The sequence below is a fragment of the Paracoccus cavernae genome (genome assembly GCF_042430175.1).
In the GTDB taxonomy this organism is placed as follows: Bacteria; Pseudomonadota; Alphaproteobacteria; order Rhodobacterales; family Rhodobacteraceae; genus Paracoccus; species Paracoccus cavernae.
Genome location: NZ_JBHMDZ010000011.1, coordinates 84,268 through 103,670, shown reverse-complemented (window position 1 = coordinate 103,670; position 19,403 = coordinate 84,268). Strand labels below are relative to the sequence as shown.

Annotated in this window: 14 protein-coding genes and 1 pseudogene; 9 read left to right on the top strand and 6 right to left on the bottom strand. The window is 59.9% G+C overall.

Annotated features, from left to right (window positions below; genetic code table 11):
- Positions 1 to 764 precede the first annotated feature (764 nt).
- The 3 genes from ACFFUC_RS09665 to ACFFUC_RS09655 are packed head-to-tail and all read left to right on the top strand — an operon-like array spanning position 765 to position 4,796.
- A complete protein-coding gene (locus tag ACFFUC_RS09665) occupies positions 765 to 2,972 on the top strand; it encodes a rhamnan synthesis F family protein (RefSeq protein WP_377685742.1) in 2,208 nt (735 codons plus the stop codon).
- Positions 2,965 to 4,104 carry a DegT/DnrJ/EryC1/StrS family aminotransferase gene (locus ACFFUC_RS09660; RefSeq protein ID WP_377685740.1) on the top strand — a complete coding sequence of 380 codons (1,140 nt, stop codon included), beginning with the start codon at positions 2,965 to 2,967 and terminating at the stop codon, positions 4,102 to 4,104. Before ACFFUC_RS09665 ends, ACFFUC_RS09660 begins: the two co-directional genes overlap by 8 nt.
- Complete coding sequence (locus ACFFUC_RS09655; RefSeq protein WP_377685739.1) at positions 4,101 to 4,796, top strand: LbetaH domain-containing protein; 696 nt, start codon at positions 4,101 to 4,103, stop codon at positions 4,794 to 4,796. Before ACFFUC_RS09660 ends, ACFFUC_RS09655 begins: the two co-directional genes overlap by 4 nt.
- Here ACFFUC_RS09655 and ACFFUC_RS09650 read toward each other — a convergent pair.
- Positions 4,771 to 6,366, bottom strand: coding sequence for a glycosyltransferase (locus tag ACFFUC_RS09650; RefSeq protein ID WP_377685737.1), 1,596 nt, complete (start codon positions 6,364 to 6,366; stop codon positions 4,771 to 4,773). The genes ACFFUC_RS09655 and ACFFUC_RS09650 overlap by 26 nt on opposite strands.
- 1,121 nt (positions 6,367 to 7,487) lie before the next feature.
- On the opposite strand from ACFFUC_RS09650, the gene ACFFUC_RS09645 reads away from it, so the two are divergent.
- Positions 7,488 to 8,660 (top strand): Hint domain-containing protein, encoded by a 1,173-nt coding sequence (locus ACFFUC_RS09645; protein ID WP_377685735.1) that lies wholly within the window; start codon positions 7,488 to 7,490, stop codon positions 8,658 to 8,660.
- A gap of 297 nt (positions 8,661 to 8,957) precedes the next feature.
- Here ACFFUC_RS09645 and ACFFUC_RS09640 read toward each other — a convergent pair whose 3' ends face one another.
- On the bottom strand, positions 8,958 to 9,182 hold the full coding sequence (locus tag ACFFUC_RS09640) for a helix-turn-helix domain-containing protein (protein ID WP_377685733.1): 225 nt from the start codon (positions 9,180 to 9,182) through the stop codon (positions 8,958 to 8,960).
- 491 nt (positions 9,183 to 9,673) lie between these two features.
- Between ACFFUC_RS09640 and ACFFUC_RS09635 the strand changes: the two are divergent.
- The 3 genes and pseudogenes from ACFFUC_RS09635 to recG form a co-directional block, all read left to right on the top strand.
- Positions 9,674 to 9,868 (top strand): annotated as a pseudogene (locus ACFFUC_RS09635) (winged helix-turn-helix domain-containing protein); the annotation flags it as partial.
- Positions 9,869 to 9,985: 117 nt separating this feature from the next.
- On the top strand, positions 9,986 to 12,247 hold the full coding sequence (gene ligA, locus ACFFUC_RS09630; protein ID WP_377685732.1) for an NAD-dependent DNA ligase LigA: 2,262 nt from the start codon (positions 9,986 to 9,988) through the stop codon (positions 12,245 to 12,247).
- Positions 12,244 to 14,343: an ATP-dependent DNA helicase RecG gene (recG, locus tag ACFFUC_RS09625; protein WP_377685730.1), complete on the top strand. Its 2,100-nt coding sequence runs from the start codon at positions 12,244 to 12,246 to the stop codon at positions 14,341 to 14,343. Before ligA ends, recG begins: the two co-directional genes overlap by 4 nt.
- Positions 14,344 to 14,710: 367 nt before the next feature.
- Here the strand turns inward: recG and ACFFUC_RS09620 are convergent, their stop codons facing one another.
- Positions 14,711 to 15,142, bottom strand: a complete 432-nt coding sequence (locus tag ACFFUC_RS09620; protein WP_377685728.1) for an iron-sulfur cluster assembly scaffold protein — start codon at positions 15,140 to 15,142, stop codon at positions 14,711 to 14,713.
- 59 nt (positions 15,143 to 15,201) lie between these two features.
- Between ACFFUC_RS09620 and hisI the strand changes: the two genes are divergently transcribed.
- On the top strand, positions 15,202 to 15,561 hold the full coding sequence (gene hisI / locus ACFFUC_RS09615) for a phosphoribosyl-AMP cyclohydrolase (RefSeq protein WP_377685726.1): 360 nt from the start codon (positions 15,202 to 15,204) through the stop codon (positions 15,559 to 15,561).
- Between the two features lie 34 nt (positions 15,562 to 15,595).
- Here hisI and gluQRS read toward each other — a convergent pair whose 3' ends face one another.
- Together gluQRS and trmFO are read right to left on the bottom strand one after the other, a co-directional pair.
- On the bottom strand, positions 15,596 to 16,441 hold the full coding sequence (gene gluQRS, locus ACFFUC_RS09610; RefSeq protein WP_377685724.1) for a tRNA glutamyl-Q(34) synthetase GluQRS: 846 nt from the start codon (positions 16,439 to 16,441) through the stop codon (positions 15,596 to 15,598).
- Positions 16,438 to 17,781: a methylenetetrahydrofolate--tRNA-(uracil(54)-C(5))-methyltransferase (FADH(2)-oxidizing) TrmFO gene (gene trmFO / locus ACFFUC_RS09605; RefSeq protein WP_377685722.1), complete on the bottom strand. Its 1,344-nt coding sequence runs from the start codon at positions 17,779 to 17,781 to the stop codon at positions 16,438 to 16,440. Before trmFO ends, gluQRS begins: the two co-directional genes overlap by 4 nt.
- Before the next feature lie 87 nt (positions 17,782 to 17,868).
- Between trmFO and ACFFUC_RS09600 the strand changes: the two genes are divergently transcribed.
- The gene (locus tag ACFFUC_RS09600; protein WP_377685721.1) at positions 17,869 to 18,558 is read left to right on the top strand and encodes an FkbM family methyltransferase; all 690 of its coding nucleotides are present in this window, start codon (positions 17,869 to 17,871) and stop codon (positions 18,556 to 18,558) included.
- 99 nt (positions 18,559 to 18,657) lie between these two features.
- On the opposite strand, the gene ACFFUC_RS09595 is transcribed toward ACFFUC_RS09600, so the two are convergent.
- Positions 18,658 to 19,269 (bottom strand): 50S ribosomal protein L25/general stress protein Ctc, encoded by a 612-nt coding sequence (locus ACFFUC_RS09595; protein WP_377685719.1) that lies wholly within the window; start codon positions 19,267 to 19,269, stop codon positions 18,658 to 18,660.
- Positions 19,270 to 19,403 lie beyond the last annotated feature (134 nt).

The following is a 19,403-nucleotide window of genomic DNA, read 5'->3' as shown; positions in this document are numbered from 1 at the left end:
TCCGCGATCGGCTGGATGCCTTCTTCCGACAGGGTGCCGCCCCAGAAGGTTTCGTCCAGGTCCCAGACCACGAGCTTTACCTGTGCCTTAATTGCGGAGAATGGATCGTTGGACATGCGAACCTCAGTAGCTGGACTTAAACTCATGGCTGTGAGTTATAAGCGTAAGTACTGGAGTATTGCAACTTAAAGTTGAATCTGAGTGAGCGCATGTTCCTCTGTATGATACGCAGCATTATGGCTTTGTTGCGCTATGTCTGCACCCGAAATATTTTCTTTCTCTTACAGCGGATTAGTTCGCAGCCCTGATCGGTAAGGTTGCTCATCCGCAATTGCCTTTAGGTGACGGTGGTTCAACTATACCTGTCTATGAAAGCGCTGTTTGGTTTGCCGCTCGGCGGGAGGCCTTGTGGAAAACTTGCTTCGTTTTTCAGGGATCGAGTGGCCAGTGGTTAATTACACACGCTTTGCCGTCGACAGAGGCATTTGCAGATGCAGCTCCCTTTTCATGCGACCTCCGACACACTCCGCTTGCTCGCAGCTAGCACGGGGAGTAAGTCCTCTGGTGATAGTGAACAGCAATTCCGTAAGCTCGTGGCAAGTCGTCGCCGACACTGGCGCAGAATTCAATTTGGCAGTGATGCTGAAGCTCTCAAGGTCGGGCTGTTGTAGTGTGAACGATTGACGTCCTTCAGGGAAATGTTCAGGTTCAAAAAAACCATTAGCGGGCGCTCTGTGAAGCACAGACGCTGAGGCAGATATTTCTTGGCAGCACCAGATATAGTCATTCATATAAGAATCAATGCAACGCGCGAAAAGCAAGCTGCTTGGGGCGATACAGCCTATGCAATGGGGCTTGCCAAAGCAATGCAGTCGAATCCGGGCTGCGAGTGCAGGCTGCTCTTTCGCGGGGAGCGTCCGGACCCGACCGATGTACCAGCTGTCGTGCTTCAGATTGTCGGTCCACATCTAGAGGAGCCGGTAGCTGGTCTGCCCAATTTACTTTGGATAATCAGTCCACCAAATGTAGCCCCGATTGCCATGCTGGCCCGCTATCAGGCGATCTTCGTCGCGTCGGAGAGGCTTGCCGTGCTGCTAAGGAACTCGGGGCTTTCCGCCAGTTACCTGCCTCAGGCTACCGATACGACCCATTTTCACCCCTTGCGGCGACAGCGATGCACCGAAGAAATACCGTTAGTTTTTGTTGGAGCTTACGCTCCTCGCGCTACCCGCCGAAATGTTTTCCACGCGGTGCAGGCGGGGTTCGAGCCGCAAATCTGGGGACCTGGTTGGAAGGGCGTAGTCCCTGCAAGGCTATGGCGAGGCGAGAGACTTGACCATGACGAGCTGGCTGAAACCTATGCAAGCGCGCGTATCGTTCTCAACAGCCATATGCCGTTCATGTCGATGTTGGGTTTCATGAGCAATCGTAGCTATGATGCACTCGCATGTGGAGCGTTAGTCGCTTCGGATCGAGTGGTGGGCTTCAACGACGTAGATTTTCCAGAACTCCATCAGCTCTTCGATCGAGAAGTTCAGACGCGTGAGCTGAAGCGGATGCTAGATGGTCCGGCGGTGGATATAACTACAAGAACAGCACTGCACGAACGACTTGCGAGACAACACGGTTTCGGCGTGCGCGCGGCGGTCGTTCTTGCCCAGGCGCGGGCACTTCTGGCCTCCTCGCAGGTGGCGCCTAGCCTCTGGTGCCACGGTCGCGCGGAGGTGAACACAGCTCCGCCTGCGCTCTCCCTGATCGATAGGGACGAGACAGTGAATTCATCACTCCTGAGCGCCGGGCGCGAGATTCTCGCGATGCTGAGCTGCCTCAAAAAGGACCCCGCGACAGACACACTGCCCACGCCGCAACATGGGATTATTCACGCACTTTCTGCGGATCTGCACGAGGCAACAGAACTTGTTCGGATCATTAAAGCAGGGGCGAGAATTGAGGACCATCTCACGAGCATAGAGGTTCTCGCCAGAAGGTCGCGCAGACTTGTAGAAGCACTGGAAGACAATACCTCGCCGCTGCGTTTTCGAGCCAGGAAAGCTGATCATGATCGACTTCTTCCTCGTATCATTGAAAACGAGCCGCTTTGGGACCACAGCCCCGCTGGCTTCGGACGGGAACGCGGAAAGGTCAGCCTGCCTTTGCGACCCCGCAAAGTTGTCCCTGAACTCAAGCGTCCAATTGGTGTATTCCTTCACCTTTATTATGATGGACTTGCCCCGGTTTTCGCCGAAAGGCTGGGCAATATCCCGGTGCCATTTCAGCTCTACGTCTCCACCGATGCCGACGAAAAAGCGGAGCGTATAAGGGAAAGTTTGCCCGATGCAGAAATCAGAGTGATACCAAATCGCGGTCGCGATATTTGGCCCAAACTGTATGGCTTCGCCGATGCGAAGTTGCGGCATGACCTCGTTTTGCACCTGCATGGTAAGCGTTCTGTGCATTCCGACCAGTTGGACGAATGGCTGGCGCATATCCTTGATTGCCTGCTCGGCTCGCCTGGTGAAATAAGGCGGATCCTGTCTTTCTTCCAATTGATCCCGCGCCTGGGTATGGTAGCTCCGGTCACCTTCAAAGCTGTCCTCGGAGCAGCGCATTGGGGTTCCAATCGCGATATTGCCCGGGAACTGGCAAGGCGCATGGCCTTGCCCGGTGCTCTGCCCGACAATAACTCGCTGCGCTTTCCGGTCGGCTCAATGTTCTGGGCAAGGACTGCGGCGCTGCAACCGCTTCTTGATCTGAACCTGCCGCAAGCCGCCTTTCCTCCTGAGGCTGGACAAGTCGATGGCACTCTGGCTCATGCCATTGAGCGGATGCTGGGCGTCACTTGCCAATCGCTCGGTTATCATATTCTGCCGGTTTCGGGTGCTCAGTCGAACCTGCATCGGAAGCATCAGGTCGTGTTTCATTCGACTCGGGAACTACGTGAGGCGCTTGATAAAGGAGACTTGGATGCCTGACATAAGCCCCGTTTTCTTCGGCGCCCCGATGTTGCCCGACCCCGACCATTTGGCAGCGCTGATGGCTGAGGCACTGGCCGCAGGCTGGCTGACGAATGGCGGCACACTGCATATGCGCTTCGAGCGGGCAATTACAGAAAATCAAGCGCTCGGTGATGTCGCGTCGCTGACCTCCTCGGGAACAATGGCGCTGACGCTTGCACTGATGCTTGGCGATCTGCCGCGGGGCGCAGAAGTGATCACCTCTCCTATCAGCTTTGCTGCGACGACGCAGGCTATTGCGGGGCTAGGGCTGGTGCCGGTCTTTGCCGATGTCGACCCCGAGACGCTGACACTATGCCCCGGTGCAGTTGAGGCCGCGATCACACCGCGCACGGCAGCGATTCTGCCGGTGCACTTCTTGGGAGTACCTTGCGACGTCGCGGCCCTAGAGGTACTGGCGAGTCGACACAACCTCTGGCTGGTCTACGACTCTGCCCATGCATTTGGCTCGAGTATAGGTGGCGTTCCTATCGGCAATTTCGGCGACGCTTCTGCCTTCTCATTGCATGCCACCAAGCTCTTACATACCGCTGAGGGCGGCTTCGTCGTTACCCGCGCGGGGAAGGCAGATAGCTTAAGGCGGATGCGTAATTTCGGACTGGAGCAGGGCCGCGTTACAGGGGTCGGCCTGAACGGAAAGATGTCCGAGCTTCATGCAGCAATGGGTCTTGCGCTGCTGCCATCGCTTTTTTCCGAGGTCGTCGCGCGGAAGGCCCTCAGACAGGTCTACGATCGCTCTCTGGCGAAATTGCCTGGGCTACGGCTTCACACGGGCGGGGAGAGCGTTGGAGGAGGCACTAGCTATTACAGTCTGCGCCTTGCCCCATCCCTACGGGCCCGTTTGCACCTTGCCCTTGCCGAAGAGGGCATTTTTGCCCGCGACCAGTTCCCCCTTTTATGTGGTCCTGGCACTGCTTGGGAGGACTCCGCGATCGTCACTGTCGAGGGCAGGCCCCCCATTGCGCCCAGTCTTGCGCCTGAGGTTCTTTGCCTGCCGCTGCATGGCCGGGTTACGGCTGAGGCTGCCAACAGGATTACCACGACAATCGCTGCCTTTTGCGTGGCCGCATCAAAGGATACATGGGAATGAGATCGACTTCCGAATTTGACGAAATCACCGTTTTCGGAGCACGCGGCCACAGCCTTCTCATCTTGCGAGCGATGCAGGAGCATTGGCAGGGCCGCGTCAGTATTCGTGCGCTGGTTGATGATGTCGAGAACGGCTTTATCCATCCCAGTTTGGACATTCCTGTCATCTCTTCATGCGCGAGGTTGCACGACTACGCAGATATTCCGGTCATGCTAACCCCGGCAAGCGCTGCGCTGCGCCGTGATACTGCGCTGCGCCTTGCTGAAGAGGGCGCGATACTGGCAACCGCCCACTGCTACGGGATGCCTCATGTCGATCCTGCCGTGACCTATGGGCCGGGTTGTGTCGTCGCGCCAACGGCTCGGCTTGGCGCCAATATTGTCGTCGGTGCCGGTGCACAGGTTCTTTGTGACCTGGTGGCACACGACGTGGTCATTGGTGCTTATAGCACTTTGAACGCTACAGTCTCGGTGCTGGGTCATGTCATCATCGGAGAGGGGGTCAATATTGCTCCCAATGCGGTGATCGGCAATGGTACGCGCGAACGGCCGTTGATGATCGGTGACGGCGCGGTGATTGGGGTCGGCGCGGTTGTTGTTCGCGATGTCGAGAGCGGAGCAAAAATGGTTGGAAATCCGGCAATGACTGTGGAGCGTTGGAAGAAATTTAGTCGCTTGCTTGATGCACATTAAGTTTGGCGAGAAGCGCGCTCACGTAGGTCTCAAATCCAGACTCCTGGCGGACAAGCTTTCGCAAAATTCGACGTGAAGTAGGGCTGATCGCAGCGGCCGTCGCCATAGCGGCGGCGGTAAAACCAGCCTCGTCATCGGGGAGCACAAAGTGTCCGATACCATCTGTAAGGCCGAATAGCCCGATATCCGCGGCATAGCCGATAAAGGGCGTGCCAACCGCGGCCGCATGAATGGCTGTGGCAGGCCCGGGATCCTGCCGCGAGGTCAGCAGATAGACATCCGCCGCGCGATACCAAGCAAGGCTGTCTGTGACAAAGCCGGGCAGCGTCAGATCCAACCCCTCTTCTAACGCCCGATCCGCGAGGGACCGTGCCCAGCTGTCTAACGCTCCAAGCCAAACGAACCGCGCCCCAGGCAGCGCGGCGGAGATGGACTGGGCGGCCGCAATGAACAAATCGAATCCTTTGCGCATATCACCATGTCCCGCCCCAATAAAGACTGGCATCTTCTGCCGCGAGGTCGCGGACCCACGCCATCTGCGCCTATGGCGGAATGCGGAAAATGAGGTTTGTGCAAGGCAGATTCCGGGCAGTACCTGTGCGATCCCCCCCGGATCCTGAGCTAGCTCTGCAGCCATACGCGGCATTGAGGCAATCAATTTTACCCCTGACGCCCTTGCTCCCCTTAAATGCTTCATAAGCCCATGATCGCGGATATATTTCGGCATTTCATGGATCAGGAGAAGGCAGTTCATCCCAGATTGTGCCAGCGGCACTGCGTAGGCTGCGGCGGCACTGGTATTAATCAGCGCCGGGCTAAGAAATGGCAGGCCAGAGGCCAGCCCAGCTACATCCCAACCCTCTGATAGGATAAATACAGGGCCGAGTTCTTTGAAGTCGTCCAACAATGGCCCGCCATTCCCGAGTAGAAAGATTGGATGCCATCCTCGTGCGCGCAAGCTACGCGCAAGGTCGATTGTTAAGATCGGGACGCCGGCAAGCTGAGCATCGTGTGAGACCAGTAAAAACGGGTGACTCACGCCTGCCGTCGCAGCCGACATAGCTGCTGCTGAATGCTCCCGACTGCGAGGCTCTGGCCGTGGCAGAAACCCTTTCCACGAGCCACAGGTAACATAGTGCCGGAACGAAAAGCTCTGCCCTAGCGGCAAATAGCAGCGCCGATAATACCCGGCATCGAACCCGGCCGATGGTGTGCGCCCCTCGCCATCGCCGTGGCGCATGAAATGCAATGGTGCTTGCGCCCCGAGAGAGGCCAAGTCTGGCGAGGATCTGCGATAGTGCTCTGGGTCAATTAGTGGATGGGGTTGCCGGTCCTGACCCTTTCCAAGACGCAGCACAAAGTCCTCGAACGCCGTTGAGGCAAGCCTGTTCCAGTTAGGGTAGCGGCATTTGTAGAAAAGGGTTGAGAAATAGGGCGAGGGATCCAGTCCTAATGCGTCGCCTTGGTCTCGAAAATGGCGCCAAGCACCATGATTCCCCGGATCCTGCGCGATCATGTCGCGTTCTATTTGTTGGCGATAGTAGTCGGCGTTGAAAATTTCCTGCAGCACAGGTTTGCTCGCTATTGCATAATCCTCCCCACTTGAGTGGTTCGCGCTCAAAGCTAGAACATGATCAATCTTTGGTCCATCGCGATCATGGTTTAGGCGCTGTCGCGAGATGCGCTGACAGCGGTTAGGCGATTTCGTCCTGGTTCAAGGTCACGCCTAGCCCGCCGCCCTAGCGAGGACTGATTTGCTATACCACGGCGCCGTCTTCATGCCGCTTACCCATGCGGCCGCGGCAGGTTGCTCGCCACCTCCGCGCAGATTATCAACTGCAAGTGCACCCTCGCTGGCCCATGCATTTTCTGCCCTATCGGTTCAGATTACAGAGCCATAATGGCAGTGCAAACGTGTCGCGCTGCAGTCCGAATTGGCTATCGATCGTGTCGGATGGGATTATGGACGTTCGGATCCCTGCCGAAGGGGGGGGGAGTGAGCCGGACATGATCGGCGTACCGGATTCCTGCTCGCGAAACTAGCCCCTCGACCGCGGCGGGCGCAGAGCGGCATTAATGGAGGTGCTCTGCGATCTTGCTGGCAACGGAGTTCACTTCAGTTCCCCAAATGCGGCGTCGCTTCATCGGATTACGCAGTGTCGCAGGAACAAGCCAAGGATGGCAAGTGCGTTAGAAAAATCTGGTTGAACAAGTGAGCGTGATACCGCTAAGGTTGATTCGTGCATTTTGCTACCACTCAGGGTTTTTTCTTGCTTCTGACTGTCCGTTGTGCGGTCGCGGGGCCGTAAGCACCGCAATACGTGCCTATACGGGTTAGTGGTTTCTTACTCGTCGGTTAAATCGATGGCTTGCAGTGCGATGTCGTTCGGCCCTGCTTTCTTCCGTGTCGGCGTAATAGGAATGCGCCGGTTAAGCTATTTATTGTGTGCATTTGGTTTGTGACATTATGCGGGTTATCCGTGACTTGTGATACGTCTTTTGTGTGACGCCAGTTGGTAAAAGTAGCTTTCTCTGTCACCTGAATACTTGATGATGCTAGTTACCACTGGCGTAAAGTAGAGTGTGGCATAGCGTTTCATCGTGCCCCTGATTTCATCTCAAATTTAACGTCTGCCTGCTTCGTAGGTTTTTAAACCTCTACATCGGCAGAAATAGTGGAGCTTTTGAGCTATGGCACTGATCACCGCGCTTGATCCCGGCATTTCCCTCGATGTCAACCTCGAGTTGGTAAACACCGGTAACCTTGACCTTCTAAATGCGTTCGGCTCCGCCGAGACAGTTTCTTCCTATGACACCGGCGCCGGTGATAAAAGTTTGCAGAGTGGCGAAGAACTTGGCGTAAGCACCGTAGAAGGTACATCTCTATCTGGGACTTACCTTGGGGATGTGACCTTAAGCACTCTTAATACTACAATTTTGAACGTTCCGCTCGTGGCTAGCCTTGCTGTTAAAATTAATCCGATCGAGGGTGAGCTATATCAGAGCGACACGGGAGAGCTTTATATGATCTCCGAAGAGCCGGTGAATGATGCCCGGATCTCGGTTACCGCAACTCTCACCGTTCTTGGCGTTCCGACAACAATTTCTCTGCCATTGGGGGATCTTGACGCTTGGTTGCGTACTTTCCCTGTCGCTGGGGATCTGTTGGCCGGAGTAACCAACCTGACTCAGCTGGTTTTGGATACGGTTGTCGTCTCGATGGATTATGACCCCGCGGGAACGATGATTGTCTGCTTCACCCGTGGGACGCTGATTGAAACCGAGTATGGTCTACGCGCAATTGAGGATCTCAAAGCAGGAGATCGCGTATACACGCGCGACAACGGCCTTAAGCCGATAAGCTGGATCGGTGCAAGCAAGCTCACCGGTGCAGCATTGGCTGCAAAGGCAAATCTTCGACCTATCCGGATCAAGGCCGGCGCTTTGGCACCCAAGGTGCCTAGTGCTGACCTTATGGTTTCACCCCAGCACCGTATTCTTGTGCGCTCCAAGCTTGCTCAAAGAATGTTCGGCACTGACGAAGTTCTGGTTGCTGCAAAGCAGCTTTTGCAGATCGAGGGGATCGACATAGTCGAGGGTCTATCCGAGGTCGAATACTTTCACATGCTCTTCGATCAGCATGAGATTGTTCTTTCTAACGGAGCGGAGACGGAATCCCTTTACACGGGTAAGCAGGCGTTGAAGTCACTGGGAGCGGCCGCACGCGAAGAAATTTTTGCAATCTTCCCAGAGCTGATGGGGGCTGAGGATGTAGCTCAGGGAGCTCGAATGTTGCTTTCAGGCCGCCAAGCTCGTCGCCTAGCTGTTCGGCACGTTCAGAACAATCGCGACCTTGTGATGTAAATAAGCTTTACTGGGGATCGGGTCATCCAAAAGGGCCCGATCCTCACGCAATCTGCACTTAACTTGGCCTGCGATACATTATCCGACCATGTTTCATGTCTAGATCTATTCATTTTTCTAATAGGATGCTGTGCCTGCATAAAGGCACTTCGCTCCGCGCAGCTTTAAGAATGTCGAGTGTCGTTAGAACCCTCGGACGCGATGACGTGGCGAAGGGCATAAGGTCGAACGAAAACACTCCAGTAACGCGGCTCGCTTTCGCTGAGGTTTGGCATTAATTGGCCATCTTTCCCAAAGTTAGACTGGATACTGCATTTTATAAAAGTATTCAATGTTTATGTCTAAGATTATGGCGATATCGGCGAGTGTCGATGCTGCAATCCGATTTTGACAACTTTCGTACTTTTGAATTTGCTGGTATGACACATCCAGTCGGTCAGCAACTTCCTTGAGCGTCAGTCCTAGCTCGCGACGCCTGCAACGTATTGCGTTGGCGATGAGGATGTCTGTTGGGTGGGCCATTTATCTACCGTTAACTTGTTGGTCTCGCGCCCACATTCTACCTTAGGTGGAAATGGTTGGCTAGGATCTGCTACCATAGATTGTGTTGTGCGTACTACATCATGCACGCTGATGAGCGCTAAGGATTGAGCTCAAACTAGTTTTCGCTGCGAGCAGAGTTGACCTTGCGCTTGATAGTGCGTCCTGCTCGGCATGGCGAGACGAGTTTCATCGATCTCGGCATAAGTCATTTTCCCGAGGCGGCTGCACAACTGGCCGCTTGGATAGGCGCGCTCAAGGAAGTTACACGATTCAAGACGAAATCTGGTCGCAGTGGTTGCTCTTATTGGTTGCGCGCCTGGGCACGGAGGGTGCCCTGAATCGTTCCAGAACTGATCGAGCGGTGATGGCGTTGATGGTTTCGTCGGCTGGATCTGGAACAACGTTCTTTCTACGTTCGTGCTTTGTCTCTTCTGTGGGAACAGTTCAAGCTATTGTTTGGTAAAGAGTTTCAGCTGTTCCTGAACCATCTCTATGGCGGCATGGACGAGCCCGAGCTGAAGATCATCGATGTGTTCATCTGCAAGTTGCGTAAGAAGCTTTCGGCCGCTCTCGAGGGCGAGAATTACATCGAGACGGTCTGGGGACGCGGCTATGTCCTGCGCGAACCGGTCGTGGACCAGTCGCGCATGGTGGTCGGCGCCTAAAGAGGCGCGCGCCTCGCTGGACAAGGCCGTTTGCTGCCGGTTATCACCCTAACGTGCCTGACGGGGCCTCGTGCTCCGCGGCACAAGGGATGACAACGGCAAGGGCAGGGCATTTCCATGAGCGAGAACAATAACGCATTGCGCGAGCTTGCCGTCGAGGATCTGGATGCGGCCGGCGCGTCGCAGGAAGTCGCCGCCCTGAGCGCGGCCCTCGCCGAGGCCAATCTCGACTATCACCGCGATGATGCGCCCAAAATCAGCGACGCCGATTATGACCGGCTCAAGCAGCGCCTCGCCGCGATAGAGGCCCGTTTTCCAGACCTTGCCCGCCCCGATAGCCCGAGCCTTCAGGTCGGTGCGACGCCGGATGGCCGTTTCGGCAAAATCCGTCACAGCCAGCGCATGCTGTCGCTCGAAAACGCCTTCTCGGGCGAGGATGTGGGCGATTTTGTCCAGCGCATCCGCTCTTTCCTGAATCTTTCCGCCAATGCCCCTTTGGCCTTCACGGCGGAGCCCAAGATCGACGGCCTGTCTCTGTCCCTGCGCTACGAAAAGGGTGAGCTGGTTCAGGCCGCGACGCGAGGCGATGGCGAGGTTGGCGAGAATGTCACCGCCAATGCCCGCACCATCCGCGATATTCCCGCGCGCCTTCAGGGTCCGGATATCCCCGACATCCTCGAGATCCGCGGGGAGGTCTATATGAGCCATGCCGACTTTGCGGCGCTCAATGCCGACGAAGGATCGCGCAGTTTTGCCAATCCGAGGAATGCCGCCGCAGGGTCCTTGCGCCAGCTTGATGCCGTGATCACGGCGGCGCGGCCTTTGCGCTTCTTTGCCTATGCTTGGGGCGAGACCTCCTCGCCCTTGGCCGAAACCCAGTTCGAGGCGGTTGCCCGCATGGGGGCGCTTGGATTCCAGACCAATCCGCTCATGCGCCTTTGCCGCACGACCGACGAGATGATCGCGACCTGGCGCGAAATCGAACAGCAACGCGCCTCGCTCGGCTACGATATCGACGGCGTGGTCTACAAGGTTAACGACCTCGCGCTGCAAAGCCGCCTCGGGATGAGGGCAACCACGCCGCGTTGGGCGCTTGCGCATAAATTTCCCGCCGAACTCGCCTGGACACGGCTCGAGCGGATCGAGATTCAGGTCGGCCGCACTGGCGCTTTGTCGCCGGTTGCCCGCCTCGAGCCGGTGACGGTCGGCGGAGTCGTGGTCTCGAATGCGACGCTTCATAACGAAGATTATATTGCCGGCCGCGATTCCTCGGGCGAGGCGATCCGCGGGGGGCGCGATATCCGCGAGGGCGATTGGGTCCAGATCTATCGCGCGGGCGATGTCATTCCCAAGATTGCCGATGTCGATCTGGCCAAGCGCAGCCCCGATGCCGCGCCCTATGTCTTCCCCGACAGCTGCCCCGCCTGCGGCTCGCCCGCCGAGCGCGAGGAGGGCGATTCGGTTCGCCGCTGCACCGGCGGTCTCATTTGTCCCGCACAAGCTGTCGAAAAACTGAAGCACTTTGTCTCGCGTGCCGCCTTCGACATCGAGGGGCTCGGCGCGAAAGTCGTCGAAGAGCTCTTTGCCGACGGTTGGATCAAAGAGCCTGCCGATATTTTCACCCTCGCCGAACGCTTCGGCCCGGGCCAGCTCCAGCAGCTCAAAAACCGCGAGGGTTGGGGCGAAAAAAGCGCCGAGAACCTCTTTGCGGCAATCGAGCGGCGGCGCGAGATCGCCTTTTCACGCCTGCTGTTCGGCCTCGGCATCCGCCATCTCGGCGAAGTCGCGGCGCAGGATCTGGCGCGCCACTATCAAAGCTGGGATGCGATGGAGCAGGCGCTTGATGCCGCGCGTCCCGCCGTTCTCGCCCATCGCAGCGCCGATGCTGCCGCCGAAGAGGAACGCCGGTTTGCCCTTGCCGCGGGGCGGCGCGCCAGACTGACCGAGGCGCGGGCCACGGCGCGGGCGGAGCACGAGGTTCCGGCCCAGGCGCAGGCCGCATGGGAGGATCTGATTGCCGCCGACGGCATCGGTCCGGTTGTCGCCATGTCGCTCTCGGATGCTTTCGCTAATCCGCGCGAACGGGCGGCGATCGATCGGGTGGCCGCATTCCTGACCATCCTTGCGCCAGAGGCCCGCGCGACGGATGGTGCGATTGCCGGACTGACCATCGTTTTCACCGGCACGCTCGAGCGGATGACGCGGGCCGAAGCCAAGGCGCGGGCCGAGGCTTTGGGGGCGAAGGTTGCGGGCTCGGTCTCGGCCAAGACCGATATTCTGGTCGCGGGGCCGGGGGCGGGCTCGAAGGCCAAGAAGGCGGCCGATCTGGGTGTCAAGGTGATCGACGAGGACCAGTGGATCGCGATGGCGACGCAATGAGCCAGACCAAGGGTCGCCCTCCGGCGCTGTTTCCGCTGTTTGCCGGTATCGAGACCCTGCCGGGGATCGGCCCGAAAGCGGCCGAAAACCTTGCGCAAATGGGGGTGACGCGGCCGCGCGATCTGGTCATGACCCTGCCGCATTCGGGGATCAGGCGGCGCCGGATCGCGGCGATTACCGAGGCTTTGCCGCCCGAAATCGTCACCATTGCCGTCACTGTCGAGCGCCATGTTCCCGCCGCAAGCAAAGGCCGCCCGTGGCGGGTGGTTTGCTCGGACGGCAAGGCCGATCTGGTTCTGGTCTTCTTTCACCCGCGCCGCGACTGGCTCGAGGCGCAGCTGCCTTTGGGGGCCGAACGCATCGTCTCGGGCAAGCTCGAGCTTTTCGACGGGCAGGCGCAGATGGTCCATCCCGACCATATCGGGCGGGCCGAAGACCCGTTGCCCGAGGATTTCGAGCCGGTTTACCCGCTGTCCGGCACGCTGACGCAAAAGGTCATGCAAAAGGCCGTCCATGCCGCGCTGACCCGCGTGCCCGAGGTTGCCGAATGGGGCGATGCCGCGCTTGTGCAGCGCGAAGGCTGGCCCGATTGGGGCACGTCCCTGACACATGCCCATGCGCCGCGCGGGCCCGAGGGGCTCTCTCCCTCGGATCCCGCCCGTGCGCGACTGGCCTATGACGAGCTTTTCGCGCATCAGTTGACTCTCGCTTTGGTGCGGCGCGACCGGCGCAAGCGCGCGGGGCAAAGCAATCGCGGCGACGGCCGTTTGCGCGCCCGCGTTCTCGAGGGACTGCCCTGGCCGCCGACCGGCGCGCAGAGCCGCGCGGTGGCCGAGATTGCCGCGGATATGGCCGAGCCCCACCGGATGAACCGCCTGCTTCAGGGCGATGTCGGTGCGGGCAAGACGCTTGTGGCCTTCCTGTCTCTGCTGGTCGCGGTCGAGGCGGGCGGGCAGGGCGTGATGATGGCGCCGACCGAAATCCTTGCCCGCCAGCACTTCCGTGCGCTCGAACCTCTGGCCAAGCTTGCAGGCGTCAGGCTCGAGGTTCTGACGGGGCGCGACAAGGGCGATGCGCGCGAAAACATCCTGACCGATCTGGCCGAAGGGCGGATCGACATTCTGGTCGGTACCCATGCCGTGATCCAGAAAACCGTGAACTTCCACGACCTCCGCCTCGCCATTATCGACGAGCAGCACCGTTTCGGCGTGACCCAGAGGCTCGAGCTTGCGGGCAAGGGCGACGGGCTGCCTGTCGACATGCTGGTGATGACCGCGACGCCGATCCCGCGCTCGCTGGCTTTGGCGCAATATGGCGATATGGAGTTGTCGGTTCTCGACGAGAAGCCCGCCGGACGGCAGCCGATCACGACGATCGTGATCTCGGACCAGCGGCTCGACCAGATCGTCGGGCGGCTCGATGTCGCGATGAAGCAGGGCGCGCGCGCCTATTGGGTCTGCCCGCTGGTCGAGGAAAGCGAGCTGTCGGACCTGACCGCAGCCGAGGCGCGCTTTCAATATCTGCGTGCGCGTTTCGGCGAGGACGTGCGGCTGATCCACGGCCAGATGCCGGCGGACGAGCGCGATGCCGCAATGGCCGATTTCTCTTCGGGGCGCGCAAAGCTTCTGGTTGCGACGACGGTGATCGAAGTGGGGGTCGATGTGCCCGAAGCCACGATCATGGTGATCGAGCGGGCCGAGACGTTCGGTCTGGCGCAACTCCACCAGCTGCGGGGCAGGGTCGGGCGCGGTACGGGGGCCTCGAGCTGCCTGTTGGTCTATCACGAGCCGCTCTCGGAAAGCGGCCGGCGGCGTCTGCAGATCCTGCGCGAGACCGAGGACGGTTTCCGCATCGCAGAAGAGGATCTGGTCATGCGCGGGGCGGGCGATGTCATCGGTACCGCGCAGTCGGGGCTGCCGCGTTTCCGCATTGCCGATCTCGAACGGCAGGCGCCGCTAATGGCGCTCGCGCGGCAGGATGCGCAGGCCTATCTCGAACGCGATCCGGCGATGGAATCACCGCGCGGCGTTGCGGTGCGTTTCCTGCTCTGGCTGATGGAACAGGACAAGGCGATCCGTCTGATCGGCGCCGGTTAAGTCTCTGTTTAACCCCAATTAAGACATGTTCTGTTAATTGTTCTTAAAAAGTTCTTGCCTTGTTCCGTTGTTCGTGAGAACAAATGAGCAACAAAGCGGATCGAGTGACTGGATTTTTAACGGAGGCTGGAATGACTCGTGAATTCATCTCTGACGTGATCGGTGTCGTGGCGCTGTCGGCCACGACGATTACCATGCTCTGGCTGCCGGCATTGCTGGCTGGTTGATTTCTCTGCCCCGCGTAATTGCGATACCTTTCGCCTGGTATTGCGGCCTGCCCCAGGCTTCGTTTGCGCGCAACTTGCCGGCCCACGCGATGCGGGGGGCCGGCATTTTTTATTGGCGGATCAGCAGAAGGACGAAGAGGTCAGGCCGCGTCGATAGCGGCAAGAAGCGCGTCCCAGGCCAGCAGGATCGATGCGTGGCGATTGAGAAAATCGCGGGCCGGCAGCAGGGTTTCGAGCTCGGCGAAAACGCCTTGGGGGACCGGACCCTGGGCTTGCAGCATCGCGGCGAGAGCGGCGCGGGCCTCGGCGATTTCCGAAGGGCTGCGTCCGATGACGGCGCGGCCCAGAACAGCAGCCGAGGCTTGTCCGAGCGCGCAGGCGCGGACCTCTTGCGCGAAATCGGCAATCAGCCCGTCGGCAAGCCGCACATCCACCGTCACCGAGGATCCGCATTGTGGCGAGCGTTTGTGCGCCGATCCCGCCGGCGCGTCCAGACGGCCGAGATGCGGGATGTCGCCGGCAAGCGCGAGAATGCGGCGCGAGTAAAGCTGCATCAATTCGGTGTCGGACATGGCTTTTCCCGCAAGGCTACGATGCGTAGATAGGAGGCAGCCCAAGGAAAGGAAAGACCATGTTCGACCCCGCCAGCCTGAAATACGACGCGCAGGGGCTGATCCCCGCGATCGCGCAGGACCACCAGAGCGGCGAGGTTCTGATGATGGCATGGATGAATGCCGAGGCCGTGGCGCGCACGCTCGCGACCGGCAAGGTCACCTATTGGTCACGCTCGCGCCAATCTTTCTGGGTCAAGGGCGAAAGCTCGGGCCATGTCCAGAAGCTGGTGGATTTCCGCGTCGATTGCGATGCCGACACGCTTTTGGTTCTGGTCGAACAGACCGGCCCCGCCTGCCATACCAACCGCCGTTCGTGCTTTTACACGGCTGTCCGCGACGGCGAGCCGGTCGAGCTGATGGCCCCGATGGCGGGGTAAGGCCGCTAACTGGCGCGCCTTGCGTGATCGCAGCTCAAAGCCCGATCATGCGGCGGATATCGGCGGGGGTTGAGCCTTCGGCACGGTAGAGGCTGATCGCGCGGGCGTCGTCGCGTTTGGCCAGCCGCTTGCCCGCCTCGTCGCGGATCAGCCGGTGGTGGTGATAGCGCGGCGTCGGCAGATCGAGCAGGTGTTGCAGCAGGATCTGGATCCATGTCGAATCCAGAAGATCCTTGCCGCGCGTGATCAAAGTCACCCCTTGCGCCGCATCGTCGACCACAACGGCAAGGTGATAGGACGTCCCCATTCCCCGCCGCGCCAGAACAACATCGCCCACGCCCGAGACGAAATCGGCAGCGCCGAGCACATGCGGCACGTCGGGGGCAATGTTTTCATCGCGGAAAGCCACGGCATCGAGGGCGAGATGCGCAAAGGCGCGCGCCGCGTTCAGGCGGATCGCATCCTCGGGACCGGCCTCGGCCATGCTGCGGTGTCGGCAGGTGCCGGGATAGACCGGACCATCGGGGCCAATGATCGCTGCATGGCCTTCCTGCGGCGCATCGAGCGCGGCCTTGATATCTGCGCGGGTGCACGAGCAGGGATAGACCAGCCCCAGTCCCGCGAGCCGGTCGAGCGCGGCCTGATAGGCCGCCATCCGCTCGGATTGGCGCATGACGGGTTTCGCCCAATCGAGGCCGAGCCAGGCGAGATCCTCGAAAATCGCGGCCTCATAGGCGGGACGGCTGCGGCTTTGGTCGATGTCTTCGATCCGAAGCAGAAACTCGCCCCGATCCGCCAGCCCCGCCGCCGTCAGCGCCGCGAAAGCATGGCCGAGATGCAGCGGGCCGGTCGGCGAGGGGGCGAAGCGGGTCCGGTTCATGCGCTCTGGGACACAAGCCAAGCGTTGAAATCGGCCTTGGCGCGGTCGGTATAGGCCGGATAGCGGTCCTTGCGGCCGCGACGGCCCGATTTCACGTCGTCGAGCGGCGGGTAAAGCCCGAAGTTGATGTTCATCGGCTGGAAGGTCTTGGCCTCGGCCCCGCCGGTGATGTGGTTGACCAAAGCCCCCATCGAGGTCGTCAGCGCCGGCGGCGCGAGATCGCGGCCCAAGGCTTCGGCGGCAGCGATGCGGCCCGCCAGAAGCCCCATGGCGGCGCTTTCGACATAACCTTCGACACCGGTGATCTGGCCCGCAAAGCGCAGATTGGGGCGCAGCCGCAGCCGCAAACGGTCGTCGATCAGCGTCGGAGAGTTCAGGAACGTGTTGCGGTGAATGCCGCCAAGGCGCGCGAAGCTGGCGTTTTGCAAACCGGGAATCCGTTTGAAAACCTCGGTTTGCGCGCCATATTTCATCTTGGTTTGGAAGCCCACAATATTATAGAGCGTGCCCAAGGCATTGTCGCGGCGCAGCTGGACCACGGCATAGGGCTTTTCTTCGGGCTTGTGGGCATTGGTGAGCCCGACCGGCTTCATCGGCCCGTGGCGCAGCGTCTCGCGGCCGCGGTCCGCCATGACCTCGATCGGCAGGCAGCCGTCGAAATAGCCGGCGGTCTCGCCCTCGTGGAACTCGGTCTTCTCGGCCTCGACCAGCGCGTCGATGAAGGCTTCGTAATCGGCGCGGGTCATCGGGCAGTTGATATAGGCGGTGCGCTCTTCCTCGGTCTCGCCCTTGTCGTAGCGACTTTGCAGCCAGCAAATCGACATGTCGATGCTGTCGGCATGGACGATTGGCGCGATCGCGTCAAAGAAGGCCAGCGAATCCGCGCCGGTCAGCGACTGGATCGACTGGCCGAGCGCGGTCGAGGTCAGCGGGCCGGTCGCGATGATCCAGCTTCCTTCGGCGGGAACTTCGGTGATCTCGCCCGGCTCGAAGGAAATCAGCGGGTGGTTGCGCAGGGCCTCGGTGACGGCAGCCGAAAAGGCGTCGCGGTCCACAGCCAGCGCACCGCCTGCGGGCAGGCGGTGGCGGTCGGCCATCTCCATGATCAGGCCGCCGGCCGCGCGCATTTCCCAATGGAGCTGGCCCACGGCATTCATCTGGTCGTCATCCGAGCGGAAGGAGTTCGAGCACACCATCTCGGCGCAATCGCCGGTGCGGTGGGCGAAGGTTTCGACGGTGGGGCGCATCTCGTGAAGGATGACGGGGACGCCCGCCTCGGCGATCTGCCAGGCGGCTTCCGAACCGGCAAGGCCGGCGCCGATGATATGAATGGGTTGCATCGACCGTTCCTTTTGCTTTCTTCCCTTGGCGGGGGTGGGCCGAGTAGGTAGCAACCTTGAAGCTATGCAGCAAGGGGCGGGGCGCAGATGCCGGATCAGGAATTCGAGACCTTTCACATCGACGATGCCGAATTGCGCATCCCTGCCGCCTCGCTCAACGACCGGCTGCGCGGGCGTCTGCGTGATGGCGGCTACGAGCACTACGAGTGCGACCATATCCGCGCCTATTTGCGACCGGGCGACCGCGTGCTCGATCTCGGCTCGGGGGCGGGGTTGGTCGCGATTGTCGCGGCGCGGATCGTCGGGCCGGAAAATGTGACCACGGTCGAGCCCAATCCCGAAATGCATCAGGCATTGCGCCGCAATCTTCGCCAGAATGCAGGAACGGAACTGCGTCTGATCAAAGGTGCGGTTGTGGGCGACGGCTATGCGGAAAAGACCGTGACGCTCAACCTGCGCTCGGCCTTTTGGTCGGCCTCGGTCGGAGGGCCGCCGGGCAAGAACCCGCGTCTGGTCGAGGTGCCGGCCAAGAAGCTCTCGCGGCTGATCGCGGCGCGTGATGCCACGGTACTCAGCATGGATATCGAGGGCACCGAGGCCGATTTGCTGGCAAAACCGCTTCCGTCGCAGATACGGCTGGTGCTGATCGAGATGCATCCGGGCCTTTACGGCGAGCCGGTGCGCGATGCGCTGATCGCCAATCTCGAGGGGCAGGGCTTCCGCAATCTCGGCGCGCGGCGCACCGAGGAGGTCTATGCTTTCGGGCGCGGGGCCTGAAGGCGGGCGCGGTCCGTGGCTACCTTAGGCAATAAACCCATTGAAAAGGGCGGCAACCTTTGCAGGTGCCGCCCCGGTCTTGCAACAATCTACCGAAGATTATTCGGCAGCTGCTTCTTCTTCGTCGGTCGAGGCTGCGAGGCCCGACGGCGCGGTGATGTTCGCGATGACGAAGTTGCGGTCGATCGTCGGTTTGACGCCTTTGGGCAGCTCGATGTCGTTGATGTGGATGACATCACCGATTTGCTTGCCGGTCAGGTCGACCGTGATGTGGTCGGGAATGTCCGAGGCGGTCACAACCAGTTCGACTTCCGAACGGACCACGGTCAGCGTGCCGCCGCGCTTGATGCCCGGAGCTGCGTCGTGGTTTTCGAAGTTCACGTGGATGAACAGGTTGACGCGCGTGTTGCGGTGCAGGCGCATGAAGTCGATGTGGGTCGGCAGGTCTTTGACCACATCGCGCTGGACGCCGCGGCAGATGACGCGAACGTCGTCCTGACCTTCAACCTGCAGGTTCCACAGGGTCGACATGAAGCGACCTGCGCGCAGTTTGGTCAGCAGCGGGTTGAAGTCGAGCGCGATCGGCTGCGGATCTTTGCCGTCGCCATAAACGATACCGGGCACCTTGCCTTCGCGGCGAGCTTGACGGGCGGCCCCCTTGCCTGTCCCCGTGCGTGCCTCGGCCACCAGATTCGGGATCTCTTTGGCCATAGTCATATTCCTTCGAGTTAAGATGAACCGTCATCCTCCAAGGGTGCATGACGGATGCTGGCCTATAGCCGAAGGATCGGGAAAATAAAAGGGGCTTTTGCCGCGATTTTCCCCGTTTTTGCCAAGTTTTCCGC